At 46.2% G+C, this 23,700-nt stretch carries 20 protein-coding genes and 2 pseudogenes; 4 read left to right on the plus strand and 18 right to left on the minus strand.

The genetic code is table 11. The features are described from left to right. Window positions 1-7 precede the first annotated feature (7 nt). Window positions 8-1,354: an MFS transporter gene (locus JNUCC1_RS07825; protein WP_156644858.1), complete on the minus strand. Its 1,347-nt coding sequence runs from the start codon at window positions 1,352-1,354 to the stop codon at window positions 8-10. Window positions 1,355-1,513: 159 nt separating this feature from the next. Here JNUCC1_RS07825 and JNUCC1_RS07830 point away from each other — a divergent pair, with 159 nt between their 5' ends. After that, window positions 1,514-1,822 carry a hypothetical protein gene (locus tag JNUCC1_RS07830; RefSeq protein ID WP_156644859.1) on the plus strand — a complete coding sequence of 103 codons (309 nt, stop codon included), beginning with the start codon at window positions 1,514-1,516 and terminating at the stop codon, window positions 1,820-1,822. Window positions 1,823-1,983: 161 nt separating this feature from the next. On the opposite strand, the pseudogene JNUCC1_RS07835 reads toward JNUCC1_RS07830, so the two are convergent. Then, window positions 1,984-3,392, minus strand: a pseudogene (locus JNUCC1_RS07835) (LysM peptidoglycan-binding domain-containing protein). A gap of 182 nt (window positions 3,393-3,574) precedes the next feature. Between JNUCC1_RS07835 and JNUCC1_RS07840 the strand changes: the two are divergent. Further along, complete coding sequence (locus JNUCC1_RS07840) at window positions 3,575-4,111, plus strand: CueP family metal-binding protein (RefSeq protein WP_442915428.1); 537 nt, start codon at window positions 3,575-3,577, stop codon at window positions 4,109-4,111. Window positions 4,112-4,164: 53 nt separating this feature from the next. Here the strand turns inward: JNUCC1_RS07840 and JNUCC1_RS07845 are convergent, their stop codons facing one another. The 4 genes from JNUCC1_RS07845 to JNUCC1_RS07855 all read right to left on the minus strand — a co-directional run bounded on the left by JNUCC1_RS07845 (window position 4,165) and on the right by JNUCC1_RS07855 (window position 8,593). Next, complete coding sequence (locus JNUCC1_RS07845; RefSeq protein WP_231784095.1) at window positions 4,165-5,931, minus strand: tetratricopeptide repeat protein; 1,767 nt, start codon at window positions 5,929-5,931, stop codon at window positions 4,165-4,167. Beyond that, complete coding sequence (locus JNUCC1_RS18665) at window positions 5,925-6,335, minus strand: hypothetical protein (protein ID WP_231784096.1); 411 nt, start codon at window positions 6,333-6,335, stop codon at window positions 5,925-5,927. The genes JNUCC1_RS07845 and JNUCC1_RS18665 overlap by 7 nt, the downstream gene beginning before the upstream one ends. A gap of 224 nt (window positions 6,336-6,559) precedes the next feature. After that, window positions 6,560-7,474 (minus strand): pseudouridine-5'-phosphate glycosidase, encoded by a 915-nt coding sequence (locus JNUCC1_RS07850; RefSeq protein ID WP_156644860.1) that lies wholly within the window; start codon window positions 7,472-7,474, stop codon window positions 6,560-6,562. After that, a complete protein-coding gene (locus JNUCC1_RS07855; protein ID WP_156644861.1) occupies window positions 7,475-8,593 on the minus strand; it encodes a carbohydrate kinase in 1,119 nt (372 codons plus the stop codon). It lies immediately after the preceding gene. A gap of 304 nt (window positions 8,594-8,897) precedes the next feature. Between JNUCC1_RS07855 and JNUCC1_RS07860 the strand changes: the two genes are divergently transcribed. After that, window positions 8,898-9,440 carry a GNAT family N-acetyltransferase gene (locus JNUCC1_RS07860; protein ID WP_156644862.1) on the plus strand — a complete coding sequence of 181 codons (543 nt, stop codon included), beginning with the start codon at window positions 8,898-8,900 and terminating at the stop codon, window positions 9,438-9,440. Between the two features lie 259 nt (window positions 9,441-9,699). On the opposite strand, the gene JNUCC1_RS07865 is transcribed toward JNUCC1_RS07860, so the two are convergent. Together JNUCC1_RS07865 and JNUCC1_RS07870 are read right to left on the minus strand one after the other, a co-directional pair. After that, window positions 9,700-10,161: a hypothetical protein gene (locus JNUCC1_RS07865; RefSeq protein ID WP_156644863.1), complete on the minus strand. Its 462-nt coding sequence runs from the start codon at window positions 10,159-10,161 to the stop codon at window positions 9,700-9,702. Window positions 10,162-10,260: 99 nt separating this feature from the next. After that, window positions 10,261-11,977: pseudogene (locus tag JNUCC1_RS07870) on the minus strand (ABC transporter ATP-binding protein). A 178-nt stretch (window positions 11,978-12,155) separates the two neighbouring features. Between JNUCC1_RS07870 and JNUCC1_RS07875 the strand changes: the two are divergent. After that, window positions 12,156-12,551, plus strand: a complete 396-nt coding sequence (locus JNUCC1_RS07875; protein ID WP_442915429.1) for a DoxX family protein — start codon at window positions 12,156-12,158, stop codon at window positions 12,549-12,551. A gap of 44 nt (window positions 12,552-12,595) precedes the next feature. Here JNUCC1_RS07875 and JNUCC1_RS07880 read toward each other — a convergent pair whose 3' ends face one another. The 10 genes from JNUCC1_RS07880 to JNUCC1_RS07920 all read right to left on the minus strand — a co-directional run bounded on the left by JNUCC1_RS07880 (window position 12,596) and on the right by JNUCC1_RS07920 (window position 23,539). Next, the gene (locus JNUCC1_RS07880) at window positions 12,596-13,426 is read right to left on the minus strand and encodes an ABC transporter permease (RefSeq protein ID WP_156644864.1); all 831 of its coding nucleotides are present in this window, start codon (window positions 13,424-13,426) and stop codon (window positions 12,596-12,598) included. Window positions 13,427-13,428: 2 nt separating this feature from the next. Then, window positions 13,429-14,373, minus strand: coding sequence for an ATP-binding cassette domain-containing protein (locus tag JNUCC1_RS07885; protein ID WP_156644865.1), 945 nt, complete (start codon window positions 14,371-14,373; stop codon window positions 13,429-13,431). 317 nt (window positions 14,374-14,690) lie between these two features. Further along, a complete protein-coding gene (locus tag JNUCC1_RS07890) occupies window positions 14,691-15,620 on the minus strand; it encodes a S1C family serine protease (RefSeq protein ID WP_442915431.1) in 930 nt (309 codons plus the stop codon). Continuing rightward, complete coding sequence (locus JNUCC1_RS19480) at window positions 15,617-15,907, minus strand: hypothetical protein (RefSeq protein WP_442915432.1); 291 nt, start codon at window positions 15,905-15,907, stop codon at window positions 15,617-15,619. Before JNUCC1_RS19480 ends, JNUCC1_RS07890 begins: the two co-directional genes overlap by 4 nt. A 264-nt stretch (window positions 15,908-16,171) precedes the next feature. Next, a complete protein-coding gene (locus tag JNUCC1_RS07895) occupies window positions 16,172-16,978 on the minus strand; it encodes an MBL fold metallo-hydrolase (protein WP_156644866.1) in 807 nt (268 codons plus the stop codon). Window positions 16,979-16,983: 5 nt separating this feature from the next. Continuing rightward, window positions 16,984-17,910, minus strand: a complete 927-nt coding sequence (locus tag JNUCC1_RS07900) for a two-component system regulatory protein YycI (RefSeq protein ID WP_156644867.1) — start codon at window positions 17,908-17,910, stop codon at window positions 16,984-16,986. Between the two features lie 2 nt (window positions 17,911-17,912). Further along, a complete protein-coding gene (locus tag JNUCC1_RS07905) occupies window positions 17,913-19,229 on the minus strand; it encodes a YycH family regulatory protein (RefSeq protein WP_156644868.1) in 1,317 nt (438 codons plus the stop codon). Continuing rightward, on the minus strand, window positions 19,226-21,058 hold the full coding sequence (gene walK / locus JNUCC1_RS07910; protein WP_156644869.1) for a cell wall metabolism sensor histidine kinase WalK: 1,833 nt from the start codon (window positions 21,056-21,058) through the stop codon (window positions 19,226-19,228). The genes JNUCC1_RS07905 and walK overlap by 4 nt, the downstream gene beginning before the upstream one ends. An 11-nt stretch (window positions 21,059-21,069) precedes the next feature. Then, complete coding sequence (yycF, locus tag JNUCC1_RS07915; protein ID WP_156644870.1) at window positions 21,070-21,765, minus strand: response regulator YycF; 696 nt, start codon at window positions 21,763-21,765, stop codon at window positions 21,070-21,072. A gap of 301 nt (window positions 21,766-22,066) precedes the next feature. Beyond that, a complete protein-coding gene (locus JNUCC1_RS07920; RefSeq protein ID WP_331713662.1) occupies window positions 22,067-23,539 on the minus strand; it encodes a peptidoglycan DD-metalloendopeptidase family protein in 1,473 nt (490 codons plus the stop codon). Window positions 23,540-23,700: the final 161 nt, after the last annotated feature.

Here is a 23,700-nt window from a genome sequence, read left to right on the forward strand (position 1 = left end):
CTATTTTTTATCCGCGAGCCATTTTTCCGGGTAATTTCAGGGAGAGTCCCACGATCAGCAGGCAAAACGCAAAGCAAATCATGGCGACAAGATGCAGGTGGGCCTGGTCGAGATGGGTGTTAAATGTCAGTCCGAGAAGGCTTCCAGACAAAATGGAGCCCATGTAGCGACTGGTTTGAAAGAGCCCCGACGCCGCACCGGTCTCTTCGGGCGTGACTTGTTCATACAGCGCTGTCTGTGTCGATATGTTTGTGAACCCATTACTCATGCCCAGTACTGCCATAATCACAACAAGCCACCAAAGCGGTGAGCTTTCCTGATAGGTCAGCAGCAAGCCGGTACCTGCCAGAAGGAGGACCGCCCCGATAAACATCGGCAGCTTGGAACCGCGGTGATCCACAAGACGTCCGGCCAGGGGCGCCACTATCACACTGAAACCAGCGAGAGACAGCATAATGACACCAGTATGTGCCTCACTATACCCGCGCACCTGCTGTAAAAAGGTCGGAAATCCAAAGAAATAGCAATAATAAACAAGATTAATACTCATAAACTGCAGATAGATCATTGTGACATTGCGGTTCTTTTTCAAAGCGTCCAGATCGATAAATGGATCGGTTCGTTTTTTTTCTTGTATATAAAACAGAATGCCCGCCACTGCAAACATCATCAAAGCCCACCAGCGGATGGTTTGATCGAGTGATAAGAGAAACAAAATAAGTCCTGCGATCGACACGACGAAAAGCAAGATCCCGGCAAAATCAATTTTCTTGGTGTCGAAGCGGACCTGTCCTGTTTTGGGCAGAATAAATAACGCTAAAAGAAAGCCGGCAATGATAAATGGGAAATTGATCAGAAATATGGCTGGCCAGTCCCATGACGCGATCAAAAACCCACCAATGGACGGACCAAACGCTGCAGATGTCGATGCGAAAACAGACAATACCGCGATGGCACGTGCCTGTTTATCGGTGATTTCCGATCGGACCATGCTCATCCCACTCGGAAATAAGGTCGAACTTCCAATCGCCTGAAGCGCACGGCAGCCGAGCAGGAATCCGAAATTTGGAGATAAAGGTGCCAGCGCACAGGAAACAGCGACAAGAACCAACCCTGTCATAAACAGCCGCTTGGCACCGAACATATCGCTTAACTTCCCCATAACCGGCTGACCCGCTGCACTTGCCAGATAAAATATAGAGATTAGCCATGAGGCATCAGCGAATGTAAGCATGTATTCATTTTGCAGACGGGTCAGTGCGACGGAAATCATCGACGAATTCAATGGGTTCAACATCGTCCCCAGCCCAATTGTCAGCACAAACAGCCACGTTTTCGGTTTTTTCTTTGGCATTGGAATCACCTTGATGTATGGTAGCTTTATTTAACTGAAGCTTCTCTTGTTTAATATTACCATGCCGCAGCCGCAATATTAAATGAACGGCCAAAGGGATAAAGTTGAAAACTGTCTGCTATTAGTGTTATGTTGCAAAAAAACGGAGGGGGATTCCCAATGTCCGGTTTGACCATTATATTACTTGTTGCTCTGATTGGCGTTTTTATACTGATTAAATTGGATGACAAAGGCAAGTGGGAAACTGTGTATGAAGCACAGGGGCACCAAACAGCGGAGATCCAGCGCCGTGAAAGTTATCTTAAAAGCAAAGGCCTCCATTGCCGCTTGAAGAATCACACCCCCAGCACGATCCGAATGGCAGGCATGAGAGGGGCACAAAGCTCGACCCAATCCACACTGCAGCTGCAGGTTCATAAAAAAGAAGCGGATCAGGCATTCAGGTTTTTGAGTGAACTGAACGCATAAGGCTGGGAAATAGAATTCTGAGCACACTCGATTCTAATACTGACTTAGCGTTTGCGAAGCCGCTCCGGGAAAACACTGCGCTAAAACACTAAACCCGAACATTCCAATATTCAAGTGGAATCGTTCGGGTTTTTGTTTGGTTAAGTTATGTTGCCTCAGTCTTATCGTTTTCTAACGGTGAAGTTGTCGCTCAGCAATGCCCAGTTCTGAGGGTAGGGGTAGCCTAGGGCCCAGTAACTGACACCGCGGAGGTTGTAATCTTTAATGAGGTTGAACTTAGCTTGAGCGCTGCGGGCATCTTCAAACCAGACTTCATGTCCGCGGCCCTGTTCGTCTGTATAGCGGAAATACGGTGATTGGGCGGTGGTGTCATATTGAATGACGGCACCGTATTTGACGGCACGCCGGAGGGCCTCCTGGGGGCTGAATGTTTCAGCTTCCTGCCCTGTTCATGGGGAATCAGCCAATCTCTGGCGTACGTCTGGAATCCGAGCATGATTTTTTCCGGAGGCATCACGGATAACGTATATTCAACCACACGCCTCATTTGATTGATCGGTGAGATGGCCTGTGGCGGGCCAAGACGATAGCCCCATTCATACGTCATCAGTATGACGAAATCGGCAATGCGGCCATGTGCAGCGTAATCATGCGCTTCATACAGCAAGCCGGGTTGGGTGCTGCTTGTTTTTGGTGCCACAGCTGTTGAGACAAAGTAGCCTTTTGGATGCAGCCGGTCGACGGCCAGCTGAAGAAATGCGTTGTATCGCTCACGGTCTTCGGGCAGGACATTTTCAAAATCAATGTTTAACCCTTCGTAGCCTTTTTCATCCATGACTTTAAGGATATTGTCTAATGTTTTGTCACGGATCTCAGGCGTTGCCAAGATGGTATGCGCAACATTGGAGCCCGCTGCAGATGACGTGAAATTTGTAATAGCCATCATCGGTACGACATTTTTTGCCCTGGCAGCAGAAATGAGGGGCTCATCTTCAACAGGGGTTAAGTTTCCGTCCTCCCCAACCAAATACGCGAATGGGCTTAAGTACGTGAGCAGATTGCCGACCTTTTGAATGGAATTGACTGCTTCTTCTGCAGGCTGATACGTATAAGCATTCACTTCGATGACCGGCTTGGGTCTCGGAATCACGAGCTGTGTGCCCGGATAAATCAAATTCACATTTTGGATCTGATTTTCAGTGACCAGCGCCTGAACTGAGACGCCATACTGATTGGCGATTTGCCCTAACGTCTCTCCAGGCTGAACGGTGTGTACAATCGGCGGAATGAACAGTTTGGTACCCACCTGCAACTGATTCGGATTGGCCAGCTGGTTGACCTGCACAAGGGTGGCCAGCGGTACCCCGTATTGCTGTGAGATCGTCCATAGCGTGTCCCCGCTTTTTACCGTGTGGACGGTGCCGGGGACAGGAACGACCAGCGACTGCCCTGGGACCAATTGATTGGGGTTGGGCAATTCATTTAATTGGGCCATCGCATTGATATCCACTTGGTAACGCCCCGCGATTTGCCATAGCGACTCACCGTTCCCAACAACATGTATAAGCACGATTATCTCCTCCAATACTGTCTCTACTATATGCAAAAACGCGTGATATGTGTCCGGTGTTCGGAGGAGATAAACGCATTGGTCCACTTCATGAACATCTGGTGACATTTTGCCAAGTGTGATTGAATGAGCGATAAACATGCTATACTATTAAGGTGAAATCCAAACTGAGGTGATGTTTAGTGAAGCTGAAAAGTTTGACCGTTATCATGCTTTTAACCGTTCTGCTCGCCGCTTGCGGAAACAGTGGTAATGAAGACGCAGCCCCGGCAGACAACAATGAGCCTGAAGATATAAAAACATTGGTGAATGATTACAGCACCGGTGATTATACGGATGTACAGGCATCGATCACATCGGAAAAATTAGTCGTAACTGACAGCGATGAGAACGAAACAGCGTATGATTTGCCTGATGATGAGTTCTTTGTATCTGTTGCACCGTTCATCAATCAAACCCACCCATGCTTCGACCACAGCTTGACCGGCTGTCAGGGCGAGCTTGTGAATAAGGATATTGACGTGGTCATTGAAGATATGGACGGTAATGTCATTGTGGACAAAACGATGACAACACCAGAGAACGGCTTCCTCGACTTCTGGCTGCCGCGTGACGAGACCTTCCGCGTGCAGTTCTCCCATGACGGTAAGACAGTGGAGTCAGAGCTCTCTACTAATGAAGAAGACGGGACATGTGTGACAGATCTACAGATGACCTAACAGATGATAAAAAGGCGCGCAGACCCTCCGAGGGGTTGCGCGCCTTTCTTATTCTAACTAATACCGTTCATGAGCTCATATTGACGCAGTTTCAGCTTAAACAATGTGAGCGGGTCCCGATAGACTTCAGGATTCTCTTCCATTTTATGCAGCGCACTCTCGTGTGCTTCTTTATTCACCTGCACCTGCTCCGTCTCACGTTTCAATTCATCTAATGGATTCGATAGAAATTCTCGAATATCCCACTCTATTGATCCCTCGAATAACTCCAGCTGCTGTGTGAAAGGTGCAACGATCTCTTTTGCGGTTTCACTGTAATCGGCCTGCTCAATATAGTTTTTATATTTGCTGTGAAGCATGTCGTTGTTTTTGGAAATGGAGTGGAACACCTTTCCTGCACTTTTTAATAACAATTGTGAAGGGGTGTTGCGCAAAATTGTTATATTTCCCGTATTTACCAAACTCCGTGACATTCGGTCCAAATCACGCTGCCAATCCTCCAGCACCCTAAAGTCGCACTGCAGGGCAATCTTCTCTTCATTAAATTGCTGATTGATCTGCGCGCTAAATTCATTGCATGTCGCCTGACTGTCCTGAAATTCGCCTTTGCAATACTCAATCCATCGCTGAACCGCATCTTTTAGATGGTTTTTGGTGAAATGCCTCAAATAAAGCGCCACCTGTTTGTTCATTTCGGCATTGAGCTCTTCATGAAGGGTTGAAAAGTTGCTGTCTTCTTTAATGTACTCAGAACAGCTTTGCAGCCGCTTAGGAATCTCGCGCATCATTTTTTGAGTCAACGATTCTTTGAAACTGCGGAATGAATCTGTGATATGTTCTGTCAGATCCGTTTCCATTTCGCCTACTTGATTATGGGTGTCACTCAACCTCGCCAGCAGCGTTTCATGCCATTCGATTTCTTCCTGGATGCCTTTTTCCAGTTCTGTCTTTTGCTCCAGCAGAAACGCTATCGAGGTTTTAATCAGCTCCCGAATTCGTAACGGGCTTGATGCCTCAATCGAGCTTTCCCTCAGCATTGGGTCTGTAACTTCAGATAAAGCTTGCTGTAAACCTTCTTTCTGAGCCCACATCTGGATGGAATCGAATAGCGCAATCCCGTCTTTTCTGCCAGTTTCATTTGAACTGGATGTCTCAAACTGAAATTCGGCTTGGCGTACCAACGCGTCATTAAGTTTGGAAGAAAATGTTTCATTCCAAGCCAGAGCAGCAGTCGACGACACCAAAGCAGCTGATTCAGAGGTTATGTTTAACCAGTTCTGTAAATGGTCGGGCATTAAATCGGAAATCTCTCTGATCAGAAACCGTCCGCTGACCATATCCAAGTACGCTTCTTGGTACAGGGCCGGGAGTTTTCGCCAATCGTGAATGGTTTGATCCTGATACGTCAAAAGCAGCTGATTCATAACCCGCAGCCATTCCAAATAATAGCCAGTTGGCTGGTAACTGCTCCACAATACAGTCGTAAAATCTTCAAACCGCTCATGATCAATGTGCAAGAGACTTTCCAGCACATCATTAAAATAACGTGGTTCGTAATGCGCGGTTAAACCTTTCTCAACATACCCTGACAAAACATCAAACCAGGAGGGCGATTGTGTACGCAGCGCCTCGCCTACCGCTAATTCGACGGCATTGTCCCAATCGCTGATGCTTTCTAAATAAGTCTGAGCGACCTGTGTGACATCAGAATAATCCGGATTCAACTCAACAGCTTCCTTAATCGTGCGCACAGCTTTTTCTGGTTTGCCTTGTTGGACATACAAAGAAAAAAGCTGTAATAACACTTCAGACTTTAACATAAGAGATGTGGTCTCGACGCGGTTATAAATCCCTCAGCGTCTTCCAGCAACCCCATTTCCATGTGTGCATCTGCTATGTTTTTCTGTGCCCACGGCAAAAACGCCTCATCTAGAGGCTGCTGCCATTTAAATATAGCGGCCTCGTAATCATGATACATATAATAGATTTCACCTTGTGCGAAGCGAATAGACGATAATTCAGGAAGTTGCTGCTGCATTTCCTCTATATACATGTTACCCAACTTTTCAATTGGATGGCCTTGCTGGTTATCATCAATGATCGTTTGATAATAGGACTTCTTGATGCATGCATGCTCTGTAATCATGATCATCCCCAAATCATAATGTATAATCTGATCATATCTATATACCCTGAAATCATCAATTATAACACTTTTAAACAAAAGCGGAAACGCCTTGCTAACCACCGAAAATCATAAGCAAGAACGCGTAGTGGCGGTCTTTGCCACGAAACGTTATTGCTTATGACTCGAGGGGTAGGCGTTGGAGCTGGACGTGGCGCCCTTGGCAATGTTTATCAACACTCGGATACTATATAATTTCCTAAGCAATGAAAAAATGGGGCCAGTCGCCGGGCCTTTTAGCCCGGGGACTGGCCCCCGCTGTCTTATTTCAACTGATTCAATTGCACGGCGAGTTGGGCGCCGACTGTGGCATTGTGTTTGACGAGTGCGATGTTCGCTTCCAGACTTTTGCCATCTGTGAGGTCTTTTACCTTGGTAAGCAAGAATGGCGTGACATCCTTACCAATTATGCCATTAGCATGGGCCTCCTGAAGGGCGCGGTTAATGACATCTGTAATCTCAGCTTCAGGCATAGCGTGTTCTTCCGGAATCGGGTTGGCGATTACCGCTCCACCAGTCAGGTTGAGATCGGCTTTCGTTTTCAATGTGCCGGCAATCGTCTCGATATCATCAGCCCGGACATTTACAGAAAACGGGCTTGTCCGTGTGTAAAAGGCCGGCAGCACATCTGTCTTGTAGCCAAACACTGGCACCCCTTTGGTTTCGAGATATTCAAGTGTCAGGCCGAGGTCAAGGATCGACTTGGCGCCGGCGCAAACGACAGCAACATTGGTCTGAGCAAGTTCTTCCAGATCAGCCGAAATATCCATCGACGTCTCGGCACCGCGATGCACACCGCCAATTCCACCAGTGGCGAAAATACGGATACCAGCAAGATCAGCACAAATCATAGTTGCAGCAACGGTGGTAGCGCCAGTCTGTTTGGTGGCAAGTAAATACGGCAGGTCGCGGCGGGATGCTTTGGCTGCGTCAGTGCTGTTGCCGAGCAATTCCAGTTCATCATCTGAAAGACCGATTTTTATTTTGCCGTCCATTAGCGCGATCGTTGCTGGCACAGCACCTTCATCACGGATCAGCTGTTCCACTTCACGTGCGGTCTCAACGTTTTGCGGATACGGCATGCCGTGTGAAATGATCGTCGATTCCAGTGCTACAATAGGTTTGCCAGCGGCCTGTGCGTCTTGGACTTCTTGGGAAAAAACAAGGTATTGATTCATTTAAAATGCCTCCATGTCTGTTTGTAATTGTGTTTCAGTTAAATCAGGTCTGACTGTATGCGGTGATTGTAGAGTTTTCGTTGCATTCATGATACCGGCTTGGCCGATCTTCTTTAAAGGAAAACCTTTGAGCCAGCCATAGATCAAAGCAGCTGAAAAAGCATCCCCTGACCCGGTCACGTCAGCAATCGTTTCAGGGTCCATGGCAGGAACATGCTGGACGGGGTCCGTTTGACTGCCAAGCATCGCCCCTTTTTCCCCACGAGTCACGACAATGTGCTCCAGACCGGTGCTGATCCACTTCTCAACGATCCGCTCCCAGTCCTGATCATTCTCAATGATTTCATTGAAAAAGGCTTCTGACTCATCCCGGTTCGTAATCAGCCAAGTCACTCCGGTCAAATCCGCCGGGAGCCGAGCCATCTTAGGCGCCGAAACACCAATAAGAATCAGCGGAATTCCCTGTTGTTTAGCCATGTGTATCAACGCTTCGAGCGTCTCTTTAGGACAGTTCAAATCAGCGATGATGCACCCGGCGTGCGTAATGAGCGATTTCTGACTCTCAAGCCACTCTGGTGTCAGCGTATCGTACACATCCATATCGGCAAACGCAATCGCCATCTCCCCCGTCTCATCAAGCACAGCGGTATATGTCCCAGTATTCACACCAGGCATATAAGCGACATGCTCCAGATTCATGTACGGTGCAGAGTCTTGCGCGATCGCTGTCCAGTCCGCATCACGCCCAGCCGCGGTCAAAAGCGAGACATCCTGCCCGAGCCGTCCCAGGTTTTCCGCGATATTCCTGGCGACGCCCCCAGCATTTTGCGTAGATCGGACCGGATTCGAAGTCCCCTGCTGCAGCGGTCCTTTCCCGTAAAACTTACGGTCCACATTCGCCCCGCCAATACATACGATCTGGCGCGGTTCGTTTAAAACGTAAGCCTTTCCTTTGATATACCCTTTTTTAATCATACCGGAAATGAGATTCGCCACCGCCGGGCGTGAGCGGTTCAGCTTGTCCGCCAAAACCTGCTGGGAGATATATGGGTCGTTTTTAATAAGATCATAAATTTGCTGTTCATTCGGCGACATCGCATGCCATTTATTATCTGTCATGAGAGCACCTCCTTTGCAAATGCATTTTCATTACTTTTGTTTGGTTTTTAAACTTATGTTTATATTTTACATCTGCTAAGCTCATCGGTCAACCGCTTACACTAATTTTTTTTACAAAGTTAGTTCTATAGTCCCGTTTAGAGTATGGCAAAACGGGCTATACTATAAATACGAATCTCCCCCTATAATATATTTGGATAAGACAGCCGGTTGTGCCGGCTGTCTTGTTTTTTTGAAGAATTGTTCCCTTATGGCCCGCCTATGATATGATATTCAGGAGTACGCTTAGCTTGGGGGGTTCTTAATGTTTAATGAAAAAATCGATGAAAATATTACACTGCGCATGTTTCGTGCCGACGAGGCTGAAGCGCTATTCCAGCTCGTGGATGGCTCTCGCACCCATTTACGTGCATGGCTGCCGTGGGTCGATGACATTACCGGTCCGGAAGTCTATAATTCTTTTATAAAAAATACATTTGATCAGTACAACAATCGTGAAGGGTTAACAGCCGGTATTTTTTATAATGGAGAGCTGGTCGGTGTGGCAGGATTTAATGCGCTTGACTGGCGTAATAACATCGCCAAAATCGGTTACTGGCTCGGAGCATCCTGGCAGGGGCGTGGTATTGTGACTAAGGTGGTCATGAGGCTGATTGATCATGCCTTTTACGACCTGGGCATGAACCGTATAGACATCCGTGCGGCAGTCGGCAACACAAAGAGCCGCGCCATTCCCGAACGACTCGGTTTTACTGAAGAAGGCCGGATCCGGGCTGGCGAATGGCTGTACGATCACTATGTCGACCATGTTGTATACGGCTTGTTGGCAGCAGAGTGGCGGGTATAGCGTTGTTTAGGAATCGAGTCCGGTAATGATAAGGGGGAACTGTTTCATATCGATTCACTAACATTCCACGATCGCATATCGGCGTTCGAAGCAATATATCGGAAATTCCACACCCGATATCGGAAGTTTGAGAGCATATATCGGAAATCCCAGCGCGGATATCGGAAATTTTGACGATATATCGGAAATTCGACCAAAACGTCTCTCTTATCACTCTTTAACTACTAAAAAAGCCTGCACACCATGTGCAGGCTTTTTCTTATTCAATAATCTCGTTATACACTTGCCCTTCATCATCTTCTATACCAATGATTTTCAGGCGCTTTTCATTTTTAATAAAAATAGACTTATATGCTTCGCGATCTCCATCTTTAAATAGGATGACGCGTTTGTTTGGGTTGTCTTCAACGACTTCAGATGTCAGACCATCGACATCTACTTCAGATTCGATTGTGCTGTATTCTTCCATTTGTGCAACCTCAGACTGTTCACCGGTTTCCTCAGCATTTCCAGCGTTGTCCTCATTGGTGTCTTCCTCTGTACCTTCTGCCTGATCGCTACTGTTTCCTTCATTACCCATATCAGTATTTTCCTCAGTTTGGGCGTTGTTGTCTGCTGTCTGGTTATCCGCAGCGTCATTGTTGCCATTGTCATTTCCGGATTGGCAGGCCGCCAATGTCATAACAACAAAAAACAAAGCTCCCATTATAATTTGTTTCATCGTTAAAAACTCCTTTTGATGTATGATAGTTCTAGTATAGCCCCCGTTTCTGAGAATTCGCTGAGAATCCGGAAAAACTTTTTTCAGCACACACCACATCTACTGCATCTGAATCCGGTGCAGCTGGGCGAACACACCATCCCGGGCGAGCAGTTCTTTATGACTGCCTTCTTCTTCTATGCCTTCCTTGGTGACGACCATGATGCGATCGGCGTTTTTAATCGTGGCCAGCCTGTGCGCGATCACCAGAGTCGTCCGGTTTTTAGCGAGTTCATTCAGAGCCTTTTGGATGATCATTTCCGTTTCCGTATCCAGTGCCGATGTGGCCTCATCTAGGATCAGGATGGGCGGATTTTTCAAGAACATGCGGGCAATAGCGATACGCTGCTTTTGTCCGCCGGAAAGTTTCAGCCCTCGCTCGCCGACCTGTGTTTCGTAGCCATTTGGCAACTCTTGAATAAATCCTTCCATGTGAGCCTGGCGAGCGGCATGTTCGATTTCTTCATCGGTTGCATCAAGTTTTCCATAAGCAATATTTTCGCGCAATGTCCCGGTGAATAAAAAGACGTCTTGCTGGACAATCCCGATCTGGCCGCGCAGGGAATGCTTGGTCATGTCACGAAGATCCAGGCCATCTATCGTAATCTTCCCTTCCTGTACATCATAAAACCTGGGGATTAAAGAACTGATCGTCGTTTTCCCTGCACCAGAAGGACCTACGAATGCGATCGTCTCTCCCGCCTTAATATGAAACGATATCTTTTCAAGGACGGGCCGCTGGGTTTTTTCATAGCCGAATGTTACGTTGTGAAAGCCAATATTCCCGTCCAAATGGTCAACCACCTTGGCATCAGAACGATCCACCACCTCAGGCGCAGTGTCAATCATCTCTGTAAAGCGTTTAAATCCGGCCATTCCCTTAGGATACAGCTCAAGCAGCGCACTGATTTTTTCTATCGGTTTGAACAGGACGTTCACAAATAACACGAACAGAACAAATTCGCCGTAGCTCAACTCACCGCTGAAACTGAGGTAAGCGCCAACTACGAGTACAAGCAGTGTCACGAGCCGCATGAGCATGTATATATTCGAATTCACAAAGGCCATGACCCTGTAAGCAATCAGCTTGGCCCGGCGGTAGCGGTAGTTATTGTCTGTAAAGCGGTCAATTTCAAAAGCTTCATTTGTAAATGACTGAACAACGCGCACACCGGAAACCGAATCTTCAACCCTGGCATTGACGTCTGCAATTTCACTATACATCGCACGCCATGCCTTGCTCATCTTGATATTGCTGTAGGAGATCAGGAAAATCAGAATCGGTGCCGAGATGAGAATGATCAGGGCCAACTTAAAGTTAATCGAAAACATAATGGCAAACGCCCCGAAGAAGGTCATCGCTGCTATGAACAGGTCTTCCGGCCCGTGATGGGCAAGCTCGCCAATGTCAAACAGGTCATTGGTAAAGCGACTCATCACATGACCGGTTTTCGTATTGTCAAAATAACGGAATGACTGCTTCTGAACATGTTGAAACAGTTCCTCCCGCATATCAGTCTCAATATTGGTACCTAATTTATGCCCCCCAATACGTTACAACATATTGCAAACCTGTGCTGAGCAAATAGACAATCAGAAGCAGCACACTCACCGTAATAATCAGATTCCACTCACTCTCTGGAATCAATTCATCAATAAACCACTGGACCGCCAAAGGGAAAAACAACTCGAAAATAGCAACGATCACTGCACTGGTGAAATCAATGATAAACAACCGCCTGTGCGGGCGGTAATAGGAAAAAAATCGCTTAATCATAACTGCGGACACGTCCTTTTATGTGAAAAATGAAAGCTGTCATAAAGTCGATTATAGATTTATTCGCAGCAAGCGGCAAGATTGATGCTTGTCCTGAAACTTTAAGGATCTTTTCCCGCTCAAAAGGCAAGTTTGTCCACATCCACGCATACCATTAAACAAGCTCACGTATAAGGAGGTGTTTAGCTTGAGATTATCCATGCCGGTTATGCCGTGGATCTGCTATGCCGTGGCGTTCGTATTTATTACGTCAGGCATTATGAAATTGATTTCGAGTGAATTTCAAGCAATTTTCATGAGTTTACAAGTGCCGTTTCCCGAGTCGACCTTGTTCCTTGTCGCTGTGACAGAGCTCGTATGCGGGACGTTAATCGCGGCCCGTCTCTATGTAAAACGGGCAAGTATCCCCCTGCTCTTAATCATGTTGGTCGCTATGTATTTAACCAAATTGCCTGTCCTCTTAAAACAGGGGCTGCTGCCATTTATGTTCGAATCTCGTCTGGACGTGGTCATGATTATTCTGCTGCTCTTACTGTTCGTGCACAATCCAAGCAAGCCCGTCAGGCTCGGATGAGCAGGGGCGCGGTTGTGTGAGCCCCCCTGGACACAACCGCTTTTTCACCCTTCTGCACGGGAGAACTTCAGCGTTGCCAGAACGACAAACACCGCACCAATCACCAGCAGCACGAGCACTTCTTCTGCAAATGAAATGACGTGGCCAAAGATAGATAAATCAAGGCCCATCGCCTCACGCAATGGTGCACTCATCGTTTCCGGCTGGAGCACAATTTTCTTAAACATGTCTACTGAATACGTAAGCGGGTTGATTTTTACAATGAAATCCATCCACCCCGGCATACCATTTAGTGGGAAAAATGCTCCGGATAAAAACAGCATCGGGAACAACAGAATCTGTATGACCATCTGGAACCCTTGGGAAGTTTTCAAAGTGCTGGCAATAAGCAGGCCAATTGACGAAATGGTAAACGCCACAAGAAACATCGTCGGAATCAGCTTGAGCACCATCATAAACGTGAGTGACACGCCGACAAAAGGAATAAACACGAGCATCATTAATCCTTGAATCACGGCAACAGTGGAGCCGCCAAGCACTTTGCCAATGGCAATGGCTGTGCGTGACATGGGAGACACGAGTATTTCGCGCATATAGCCGAAATCCTTATCCTCCACGACAGACAACGCAGAAAAAACCGCAGTTGTGAAAACAACCATACCAATAATGCCCGGGAACATAAACGATACAAAATCAAAATCTGCTAGTGGACCTGAAGAAGCCCCACCGCCGATCATTGATTTCATCGCCCCGCTCATACCGCTGCCAAACAAGATTAAAAACATGAATGGCATCGCAAAAGACCCAAACAAACGCGGCTTATCACGGAAAAATTTGATGACGTCACGCTGCCATACAGCGATCATCCCTGTCATAATCAACCACGCCCTTTCGAAGTCGTTTCTTCACGAATTTCCCGTCCGGTTAAATTCAGGAAGACGTCATTTAATGTTGGCCGCCGTAAATTCACCCGAGTAATTTCAACCGGAAATTCTTTCACAAATTGCACCAGAAATTCGCTGCCTTTATCAACTTTGAAGGTCAACCCGTCATCACCTTCATCCGCCGTTGTATCATATCTTTCTTTAATTTCTGCTTTCGCCTGCTGATTATCAACCGTATCCACTTCAATGATGTCTCCCCCGACATCCGTTTTTAAGGCTTCGGGTGTATCAAGCGCAATTAGTTCACCATGATCCATGACAGCGACCCGGTCACAAATTTCAGCTTCATCCATGTAATGCGTCGTCAAGAAAATGGTAATGCCCTGCTTTCGCTTGAGCCGCAATATATATTCCCAGATATGATCACGGGTTTGCGGATCCAGCCCAACTGTCGGCTCATCCAGGAAGAGGACACGCGGATAGTGCAAGAGACCGCGCGCAATTTCCAGACGCCGCTTCATGCCGCCAGAGAACGTCTCGACAATCAGTTTGCGCTTATCAGTCAAATCCACAATCTCAAGAACCTCCTGAATCCGTTCCTCCCGGAGTTTACGCGGTACATTATAAAACTTGCAATGCAGCATGAGATTTTCATTAGCGGTCAGCTTTTCGTCTAATGTATTTTCTTGAAAAATAAGCCCGATGCTTTCACGGACTTTGTTACGGTCTTTAACATTGTCATAACCGTTTATACTTGCATGGCCGCTTGTAGGCTTGATAATCGTCGACAGCATATTGATCGTTGTGCTCTTACCAGCCCCATTCGGACCCAGAAAACCAAATATCTCGCCTTCTTCCACTTGAAATTGAACACCTTTAACGGCTTCAACCGCTTTGTAAGACTTCTTCAAGTTCTGAACATCAATAATAGCTGACAATACAACCCCCTCCTCATACGCCTTTACCCGTCATACAAACAATATATCCCTTAAAATGGTAATTATGAACATGACTTATGATCGATAACATACCCAACCGATTCACTTATCCACAACGTTACCCACATATGCACAAATGTTCTGCCGGATATTTAGATATAGTACGCACATCTATTACAATATATTGGGGTTATTCACGGTATTCACAGGTTCTTGTGGAAAAGCTTTGTCGAATCTTAGCGAATGATGTGCACAACTCGACTTATCCCCAAAAAGCGGGTTCAGCTATTTAAAACTAAAACGCTTCTCCACACGTTCTATTGCACACCCAGTTTAATCGTCGCTTTCTTTTGGTCACCTTCACGATAGTAGGTGACCTCGACATCATCACCGATTTCTTTTTCATAGTACAAAATTTGTCTCAGCTCGATCATGTTCATAACAGGTTTGCCATCAAGCTCCGTAATCACGTCGAGCTCCTGGAGCCCAGCCTGATCAGCCGGAGACAGCCGCTCTACGGACCAGACATACACACCGCCATCCACGTCCCCAGGCAGTTTCAGCGTCGACTGCCATTCAGCTTGTGGCACTTCTTCAAGAGAATAAATCTCCACGCCCATATACGGACGCACCACTTCCCCAGTCTCCTCAAGCTTCTTCATAATCGGCAAGGCACTGTCGACCGGAATCGCAAACGCAATGCCTTCCACATCCTGTTCATTGATCTTCATGGAATTAATTCCGATCAGCTGCCCTTCGATGTTAATCAGTGCCCCGCCGCTGTTCCCGGGGTTGATCGCCGCATCGGTCTGGATCACTTCCGCCTGCCAATCTGCTCGTCCATCCCTGTTAAAATCTTGTGGGACCGTGCGCTGTTTACCACTAATCACGCCCTGTGTCACCGATCCGGAAAAAGCCATGCCGAGCGGGCTCCCAATCGCAATAGCTGGTTCACCAACTTTGAGATTTTCCGAAGAGCCAATGGTCATAGCTTGATCAATACCCAGACCGCTCACTTTCAAAACAGCCAGATCGGAAAACAAATCACTCCCGACGACTTCCGCTTCATGCTGGGTTTCATCAGACAAGACAATTTCCACCGTATCCGCGCCCTCGATCACATGATGGTTTGTGACAATATAAACGGTATCCCCCTCCTGTTTATAAATCACACCAGATCCGGTTCCCGCTTCACTGCCTTCCATCTGCTGGCTCCAGAAATCCTCTTCCCGCTGAATATTAATCACACCAACCACAGTCGGGCTACACGACGGACCACATCTGTCACCTGTGTATGCACGTCCATTGTCGTCTTACGCTTGACACCATCAGGCACCGCTACCTCACCTTTATCATCACGATCTGTCACGGTCAAATCTTCCTCAGTATTTTCCTTTGCCGTATCGTTAAAAAAACGGTCTTCCATCTGCGGGTACACAAGCAATACAACAATAATGCCTATAATAATCCCGCCCAGTAAAAAGTAACGGCCGCCTGAGCGCATTCCCCTTCGACCGCGGTTATAATAGCCCATCAACACAACCTCCCGATCAATCATTTCCTACCTAATACAATGCCCAATTTCCCCCAAACCAATACAGCACCATAAACCGCACAAAAAGATCCGCCTTTAACTTATATCGGCGGTTTCAGCTCACATATCGGCGTTTTTGAGGTATATATCGGCGATTTCCGCTCATATATCGGCGTTTTTGGGTATATATCGGCGATTTCAATTTAGAGGCCTTGAAATGAAGAGTTGACAGCCAGTTAAACACACAAAAACTCCGGCATGTCGCTACCGGAGTTTTGATGATGATAATCCTATTTCGTGAATAGGTGTAGGCGTATTGGGGTCAGTAACGTGCAGGTCAGTTGTGATGCCGCGTGTCTGCAGCACATCTGCCACCGACATGCGTGCAAGGTCTTTCATATTGTTATCCTGACTCAAATGGGCGAGATAAATCCGCTCTGTTTCGTTCCCTACGATGTCACACAGCGCCAGGCCACAATCCTCATTCGACACATGGCCCGAGTCGCCAAGAATGCGGCGCTTCACGCTCCATGGGTAGCGTCCCATCCGCAGCATTGATACGTCATGGTTCGCTTCAAATATATACGCATCTGCGCCTTCAACCGTTTTCTTAATTCGGTCGGATACATAGCCCAAATCTGTCACAAGGGCCACTTTTTTCCCGTCCTTATTAAAGGTGAAAAACATGGGATCAGCCGCATCATGCGACACGCCAAACGATTCCACATCAATGTCACCGAATGTCTTCACCTGTTCCATGCCAAAGTGAAACTTCTGGTCAAGGGAAATCTTGCCGATGCTGTTCTCCATTGCCGACCACGTTTTTTCATTGGCATAAATCGGCAGCTGGTATTTGCGCGCGATGATCCCGAGGCCTTTAATATGGTCGCTGTGTTCATGGGTCACAAGGATCCCTGAGAGTTCAGACGGGTCTACACTGACCTCGCTGAACAGCCTATCCATCTGTTTGCCACTGAGTCCCGCGTCGACGAGCAATTTGGTCTCGTCTGATTCTATAAAAAATGCATTTCCTGTACTGCCTGAAGCAAGTACACTAAAACGCAGCGTCATGTTGATCACTCCGATGTATCAAGTTTCTCCTCAAGTTGTGCAATAATCTTTTCTTTCTCTTTCTGATCCATGTCCGATTCCAGGATCTTGTCACGCATAGACATAATCGTATCCTCTAAAAACTGCAGTTCATCACTGAAAAAGATCCGTCCTTCAATCGCATTCACAAAGAAATGCTTCTTGTCATTGACAGTCACTTTCCAGGACGGGGCGAATGACTGAATCCCATTCGGCAGCGGCACCATCGTATGAAAACCGATATCGACTTTAGTCACTTCATCATCGGGATATAATTCTTTTGCCTTATACAATTCCTCGATGGCCGTCAGCGGGGTAATCAGCTGCTTTTCACTTCCGCTCTTCTCTGCATCCCCAAGCAATGTCTGCACATAAAACGTCATCTCATTATCATCATTTAAAAATACCATCACGATACCACTCTGGTTGTAGTAAACCGGACGATCGCTTTTCTCCTGGAAAAACAGCAGGACGTTCATCTCCTTGTTCCAGTTCCAAAACGTGTACTGTTCCGGGTATAGAAACAACTGACCGAAAAGCGCTGAAATGTTTTCTTCAGAGCCATCCTCTGGAATTTTTATCGGATCTTTAAAGTTAGAGACAATTACATTATTACCGATGATCTGAGGAGTCTGGTTATCAAGTGCTTTCAGCTCAGACTTCTCCTTGTCTCCAAGGTTCTTCTGTCCAACAGCAATATAATTCTCTTCCAGCTTATCTTTGTCTCCGTTTTCTTCAAGCGAAGCCGTGATTTCAATATTTTCATCTTCTAGCTGCTGTTCAATCGTCGTGTTATTCCTCTCCATAACTTCAAGGTCAGCTTCCTGCTGTTTACTTAACAACTGGGTGAGCAGGAATAAATCGAGAATGAGAAAGCTGAAGATGAACAGCGTCTTAATTTGTGTCCATTGCATCTTCAGTCCCTCCCTTTCTCTGATAGCAGCACGTCTTTATCCAATTTCAACTGGATCCATTTGCCGTTGTAATTCATATACCATGCTGGTTCAAGGGTCATAATGTAAGCGGTAGATTCTTTATGGGTTAATTGATAGCCCACCCGAATGTCCTGTATTTTTTCCGGCTCATAGCTTGCATACTGACCGCTCTCGAGCAGGCTGATCACTTCTTCACCGGATGGCAGCGTCGCTTTGGTCGCTCCAATCTGGTTATTAATGGAAAATAACGGGCGCGTATACTGATACAGCTCATTCTCACGCCACATCTGTTCGATGGTAGCATAGTCACTTGAACTGAACACTGGATAGCCTTCATAAAACATGCGGTAAGTGATATGGTTATCAAGCCGGCGGAATGCCCAAAAATGGTAATCATCTGTCCAGCCTTTGTGTTCATTAACACTGGTAATGCTTCTTTCAATTAAGTTACTCAAATCCATTTGTTCATAATTACGTGCGTCGTATGGGTTATAAAATTCCATACTGCGTTTGTTTTTATCAATCCGCATCCCCTGTAAGCCGTCCGTATAATTAATCTCATCGTTAGAGACATTCCGTTTAACAAGTGACGGGTTGTTAAACAAAGCATTGACCAGCTGATTCGGGTCAATGGCGTTGGTTGTAAATGACCAGTTATACGTTTCCACCGGGGTCGCCGGCACATAAATCTCATTTGCCATATTCTCAACCTTTACGAGTGATTCCAGTTGATCATGGGTCGTTACATAATTATAAAGCAAATCATATTTTCTCGAGTTATTGACAACCACCGTAGCATATTCGTCCCCTCTGGTCGCTTCGAAACGGACGTTCAGCTGCGATTGATCCTCGGAAAATGTGATATACATCCGTTTAAATGACCATTCCGGCAGATACGGATCTTCATTCAGTGTAAACAGGTTATTTAAAAACTGCATCGGCAGGGCTTCCGGAAACACAATTTCCACCATATGGTCATCATTAGGCTCTTTTACATTATTCCGGATACTGAAATCATACATCACCCAGGACTGCATATCACTGTAGATACGCTCCACCTCTTTAGGGTTTGTAAATCCATAGGGCGCACCATTACTGTGAAAAATCATATCTGTCGGCTGGATCAGCTCTTTTTTCGTTTCCTTAGCACCTTGAATATCCATCTCTTCCTCACTGACAAGAGGCTTATTGGACAGCAGATCGTTTTGTGGCTGATAGCTCCACAAGCTGAAGGTCAGCAGCAAACTTACAGCCACAAGCACGCCGAGTATGAATGATTTGATCGTCTCAAAATTCATTTTCTCTTCCTCCGCTTCTGGCTGATGAGCGGCAGGGTAAAGAGGATCGTTGTGCCTTGGCCTTCTTTCCCTTCTGCCCAAATCTTCCCGTGATGTGCTTCAACCAGCTCCTTGGCGATCGCAAGTCCAAGGCCTGTGCCGCCAAGCTTCCGTGACCGGGCTCTGTCTGCCCTGTAGAAGCGGTCAAATATCTTATCCTGCTTATCTGGTGGGATGCCGATTCCTTCGTCTCTAATGCTGACCGCGAGATATCTGTTTTGCTTCTTGAGATCAAGGTGAATCGTGCCACCCTCAGGCGAATATTTAATGGCATTGGAAATAATGTTGTCGAGCACCTGAGTCATTTTGTCCTTATCAAGCCAAACATATAATGGGGATGGCGGTAGCCGTCGTTTTAACGTGAAACGATCTGCGGTGTTCATCTCAAACCGATCAATGACTTCATGGAAATAACTGATGAAATCCACTTTCTCCTTATGAATCGTATCTTCCTGGCTGTCCATTCTTGAAAGCTGAAGAAGATCGTTCACCATGCGTATCATGCGCTCGGTCTCATTCTGAGTGACATTCAGAAACTTCGGTGCGATCTGTTTATCTTCCCAGGCTCCGTCTGTCAGCGCCTCAAGGTAACTCCGCATCGTTGTCAGCGGTGTTCGTAGCTCATGCGACACATTTGAGACGAACTCACGGCGTTCCTGTTCAATCTTTTCCTGTTCAGTCACATCACTCAGAACGGTGATGAAGCCTGTTATTTGGTCTTCCTCATCTGAAATAATGGAGAAATTGGCCCGGATGAGAAACAGCTCGTCTTCTCCACTGTAATCGATCACCATTGAACCATTCTCATGGAGCTCGGATATGTCTTCTACCCGCTCCTCCACTTTAATGACGTCCAGCAAGAAGTCGCCTCTGACCTCGTCGGGATCTCGTCCAATCAAATAACCTGCTGCATCGTTCATTAACGTGACAGCACCAGTCTCATCTGTCGCAATGACACCTTCTGACATGTCAGAGAGCACTGAACTTAACTTGCGCCGCTCTTCTTCTGTCGTAGCCCGGGAATCCCGCAGTCTGTCATTCAGATCGTTGAATGTCTCTGCAAGCTGTCCGATTTCATCATTGCCATACACATTAACCTTTTGAGAAAAGTCACCCTGTGCCATCGTAAGCGCCTGTCTCCGCATTTCTTTGATTGGCTTTGTAATGGAACGGGCAACTATGATCCCGAGCAGGGCTGACACCGTCACAGCCAATATGGAGGCCTTGATAAAAATACCGTTAATGCGCTGCAGCTGTGCATACACACCTTCCATATTGCCTTCCACATAAATAACCCCAGCCAGGGTGTTATCCTCGTTCCAGATCGGCACTGCTTTGATGAACACGCGATTTCCCGTGTTACTGTTCAACTGAGTCGTATGCTGCTCACTTTTATTGCGGAGCACGTTCTGGACGATATCTTCTGTTGTTTTCTTACCAATGTTGTCCTGCTCCATGTAGTTATTCGTACCAAGAATCCGTCTTTGGTTATTGATGACCTGCAAGCTCGTGATCTCCGCCGTATCCACTTCATTAACAATGCGCTGGATTTCCTCCTGCAGAGTCGGACCACTGCCATCTTCCGGACGCTCTTTTTCAAAGGCCTGTTCCAGATAAACATTGACCACATCAATCCGGTCGTCGATCGAAGTCTTAAAGTTATCCACCAGTTCTTCTTCCAGCTGACGGACAAAATACGACCCAATCACCTGAATGGCAATGAGCAAGAGCAAGATATATACGATTATAAATTTTAATTGTACAGAACGGAAAAAACCGACTTTATGCATGACAATTGCTCCTACTCAGGATTACGCAAATAATACCCGACCCCTCTTCTCGTGATAATCCAGTTCGGGTTACTTGGATTCTCTTCTATTTTCTCACGCAGACGGCGGACTGTCACGTCCACGGTACGGACATCACCAAAATAATCATAGCCCCACACCGTTTCCAGCAGATGCTCACGTGTCATCACCTGTCCAATATGCCGTGCGAGATAATGAACCAGCTCAAATTCACGGTGCGTTAATTCAATCTGTTCCCCGTTTCTAGTCACAATATAGGCATCAGGATGGACCACCAGATCACCAATGGCAATGTCTTTTGATGCACTGTCATCTTCAGGAACGGTCTCCTGGCGACGTAAGTTCGCTTTAACCCTAGCAATCAGCTCTCGGTTGCTGAATGGTTTCGTCACATAGTCATCCGCGCCCAGTTCTAAACCAAGCACCTTATCAATCTCTGAATCCTTTGCCGTCAGCATAATGATCGGCATCGACTGGGTTTTGCGGATCTCACGACAGACCTCATTGCCATCTTTGTTCGGGAGCATGATGTCCAGCAGAATCAAATCTGGCTTTTCAGCTTCAGCAAGCTCAATGGCCTCATCCCCATCATAGGCACAAACCACGTCATACCCTTCCTTTTCAAGATTGAACTGCAGGATGTCTGCAATCGGTCTTTCGTCGTCTACCACCAATACTTTGTACGCCATTCTCTCACGTCCTCGCTTATATTATAAATAAATCTATTACACATACTTATATTCAATCATCATAAAAGAATCCATGACTTCATTTTAACGTACTTCAGCCAAAATGTCTTGACCTTCAATTTAAAAGATGCTTTTCTAAAGGATTGCTGGTTTTACACCAATCAATGTATTCTTAACAGATGAACCATTATCAAGCTGAAGGAACTTTCAGGGCTCTGAGATCGCTCTATTTTCTTGTAAAAAATATATAAAAAGCGGCCTGCTAGGGGTTCTCCTTGGCAGGCCTGCTGTTATGTGTTTGTTAATAGTATTTCAGCGGGTTTTGCAATGCGCCATTTTTATAGACTTCGAAATGCAGGTGGATGCCTGTCGAGCGTCCGGTTGAGCCCATGATTCCAATCTGCTGCCCCTTTTGCACGACTTGCCCGGGATGAACTTTGATCGAAGACAAATGGGCATAGAGGGTTTTCATGCCATTGTTATGGCTGATAACCACCCTGTTCCCATAGGAGCCATCAGCACCGGCTGACACAACAACACCATTGTCTGCTGCCTTGATGCCCCGACTGCTTGGTCCAGCGATATCAATTCCTTTGTGCATTCGGCCCCAGCGGGCACCCATATGACTGGATACGTAACCACCGTGTGCCGGCCATGTAAAGGTGCCTGTGCCGCGTGATGGAATGACCTTAGTCCCTTCAATCACGATTTTATTAACAGGCTCTTTGGTGACCTTCTCATTTGCCACTTCTTTTTTCACAGCTTTCCCGTTTTCTTGCTGGATCACATAATGAAGCTGCTTTTTGCCATCTTTTCCTTTTTGCTTCACTTTGGTTTCACCTTTGAGAAGCTCGTCGGACTGCTTGTGTTCAGTTTCATATGCAATCTTTTTCTCAACACGCTCTTCTTCTTTAACAAGGACCTTTACGAGAGGTTCATACTCTGTGACATGAATCTCTTGATCGATTTGCAGAACCGTTTCATCTGTAAGGCCTTCATTTAATTCCATGATAGTCTTTTTCGTTAAGTCATATTGTTGGGCGATTGACTCCAGCACATCGCCTTTTTCCACTTTATGTACTTTATCTTCAAGCGTGCCTTTTTGCAGTTTCTTCATACCTTGTTTAATAGACATCATTTGCTTCGGTTCAACCTGAATTGTTTCATATGAAACATTTTCGGACAATGTAACATCCGTTACCATTTTATCACCGGGTTCGAGGGTAATGTCTTCCTCTTTTAATCTATTAAAATCTGCTCCATCATTTGATGTTTCTTGTTTGAGGCTGTTAATCGTATCAAGCACATCGCTGTCAACAAATTTAGTCTTGTACTTATGAATGAGCTTTTGGGCTGTATCCTCGTTTTTAAAATATCCAACAGTTTGATCTCCAGCTTTCAACTCAACAGCTTCCGCCAGAACCGATATCTCTTTCTCGAGATAGTCTGCAACCTCTTCATTCGTGAACTTGGGGTTAAAAACCCTCTCCTCCACATAACTAACCTCTTCACTCAAAACAAGATTGATTCCTTTTTCATCTGTTTTTGCAGCGGCCAGCTTATGATCCAAAATATCTTCTGCAAATTTGGGGTCTTCAATTTCACCGATATGTTCTTCACCGACATAGACATGATAGACCTTCTTAAAAAGTGAATGATCACCTGCTAGAATAGTGGTTGATGAAAATCCCCAAAACAAAGTGATGCACGACAACAAAATCCAGACTGCAGCCACTGGATACGGTCTTTTGTTTAATGTGTTTTTAGAAGCCACGACGGGTCTTCCCCCTAACTAAATGATGTATATATGTCTTTATCTAATGATCTATTTTACCCAGATACTAATCTACCATAGTAAAACCCGGTAAGATAGGTGTTAAGGAGGAATGTAAACAAACTGTATTCTGTTTTACAATATTTTCCATTATACGATTA

The sequence above is a fragment of the Lentibacillus sp. JNUCC-1 genome (assembly GCF_009741735.1).
Taxonomy (GTDB): domain Bacteria; phylum Bacillota; class Bacilli; order Bacillales; family Amphibacillaceae; genus Lentibacillus_B.

What these genes read in the sequence shown, in the direction of transcription:
- JNUCC1_RS07895 (WP_156644866.1), bottom strand. Translation starts at nt 16,978, where the DNA reads ATGACGCTGCGTTTTAGTGTACTTGCTTCAGGCAGTACAGGAAATGCA.
- yycF (WP_156644870.1), bottom strand. Translation starts at nt 21,765, where the DNA reads ATGGCGTACAAAGTATTGGTGGTAGACGACGAAAGACCGATTGCAGAC.
- JNUCC1_RS07880 (WP_156644864.1), bottom strand. Translation starts at nt 13,426, where the DNA reads ATGACAGGGATGATCGCTGTATGGCAGCGTGACGTCATCAAATTTTTC.
- JNUCC1_RS19480 (WP_442915432.1), bottom strand. Translation starts at nt 15,907, where the DNA reads ATGGGCTATTATAACCGCGGTCGAAGGGGAATGCGCTCAGGCGGCCGT.
- JNUCC1_RS07860 (WP_156644862.1), top strand. Translation starts at nt 8,898, where the DNA reads ATGTTTAATGAAAAAATCGATGAAAATATTACACTGCGCATGTTTCGT.
- JNUCC1_RS07845 (WP_231784095.1), bottom strand. Translation starts at nt 5,931, where the DNA reads ATGTTAAAGTCTGAAGTGTTATTACAGCTTTTTTCTTTGTATGTCCAA.
- JNUCC1_RS07830 (WP_156644859.1), top strand. Translation starts at nt 1,514, where the DNA reads ATGTCCGGTTTGACCATTATATTACTTGTTGCTCTGATTGGCGTTTTT.
- JNUCC1_RS07855 (WP_156644861.1), bottom strand. Translation starts at nt 8,593, where the DNA reads ATGACAGATAATAAATGGCATGCGATGTCGCCGAATGAACAGCAAATT.
- JNUCC1_RS07850 (WP_156644860.1), bottom strand. Translation starts at nt 7,474, where the DNA reads ATGAATCAATACCTTGTTTTTTCCCAAGAAGTCCAAGACGCACAGGCC.
- JNUCC1_RS07905 (WP_156644868.1), bottom strand. Translation starts at nt 19,229, where the DNA reads ATGAATTTTGAGACGATCAAATCATTCATACTCGGCGTGCTTGTGGCT.
- JNUCC1_RS07825 (WP_156644858.1), bottom strand. Translation starts at nt 1,354, where the DNA reads ATGCCAAAGAAAAAACCGAAAACGTGGCTGTTTGTGCTGACAATTGGG.
- JNUCC1_RS07900 (WP_156644867.1), bottom strand. Translation starts at nt 17,910, where the DNA reads ATGCAATGGACACAAATTAAGACGCTGTTCATCTTCAGCTTTCTCATT.
- walK (WP_156644869.1), bottom strand. Translation starts at nt 21,058, where the DNA reads ATGCATAAAGTCGGTTTTTTCCGTTCTGTACAATTAAAATTTATAATC.
- JNUCC1_RS07865 (WP_156644863.1), bottom strand. Translation starts at nt 10,161, where the DNA reads ATGAAACAAATTATAATGGGAGCTTTGTTTTTTGTTGTTATGACATTG.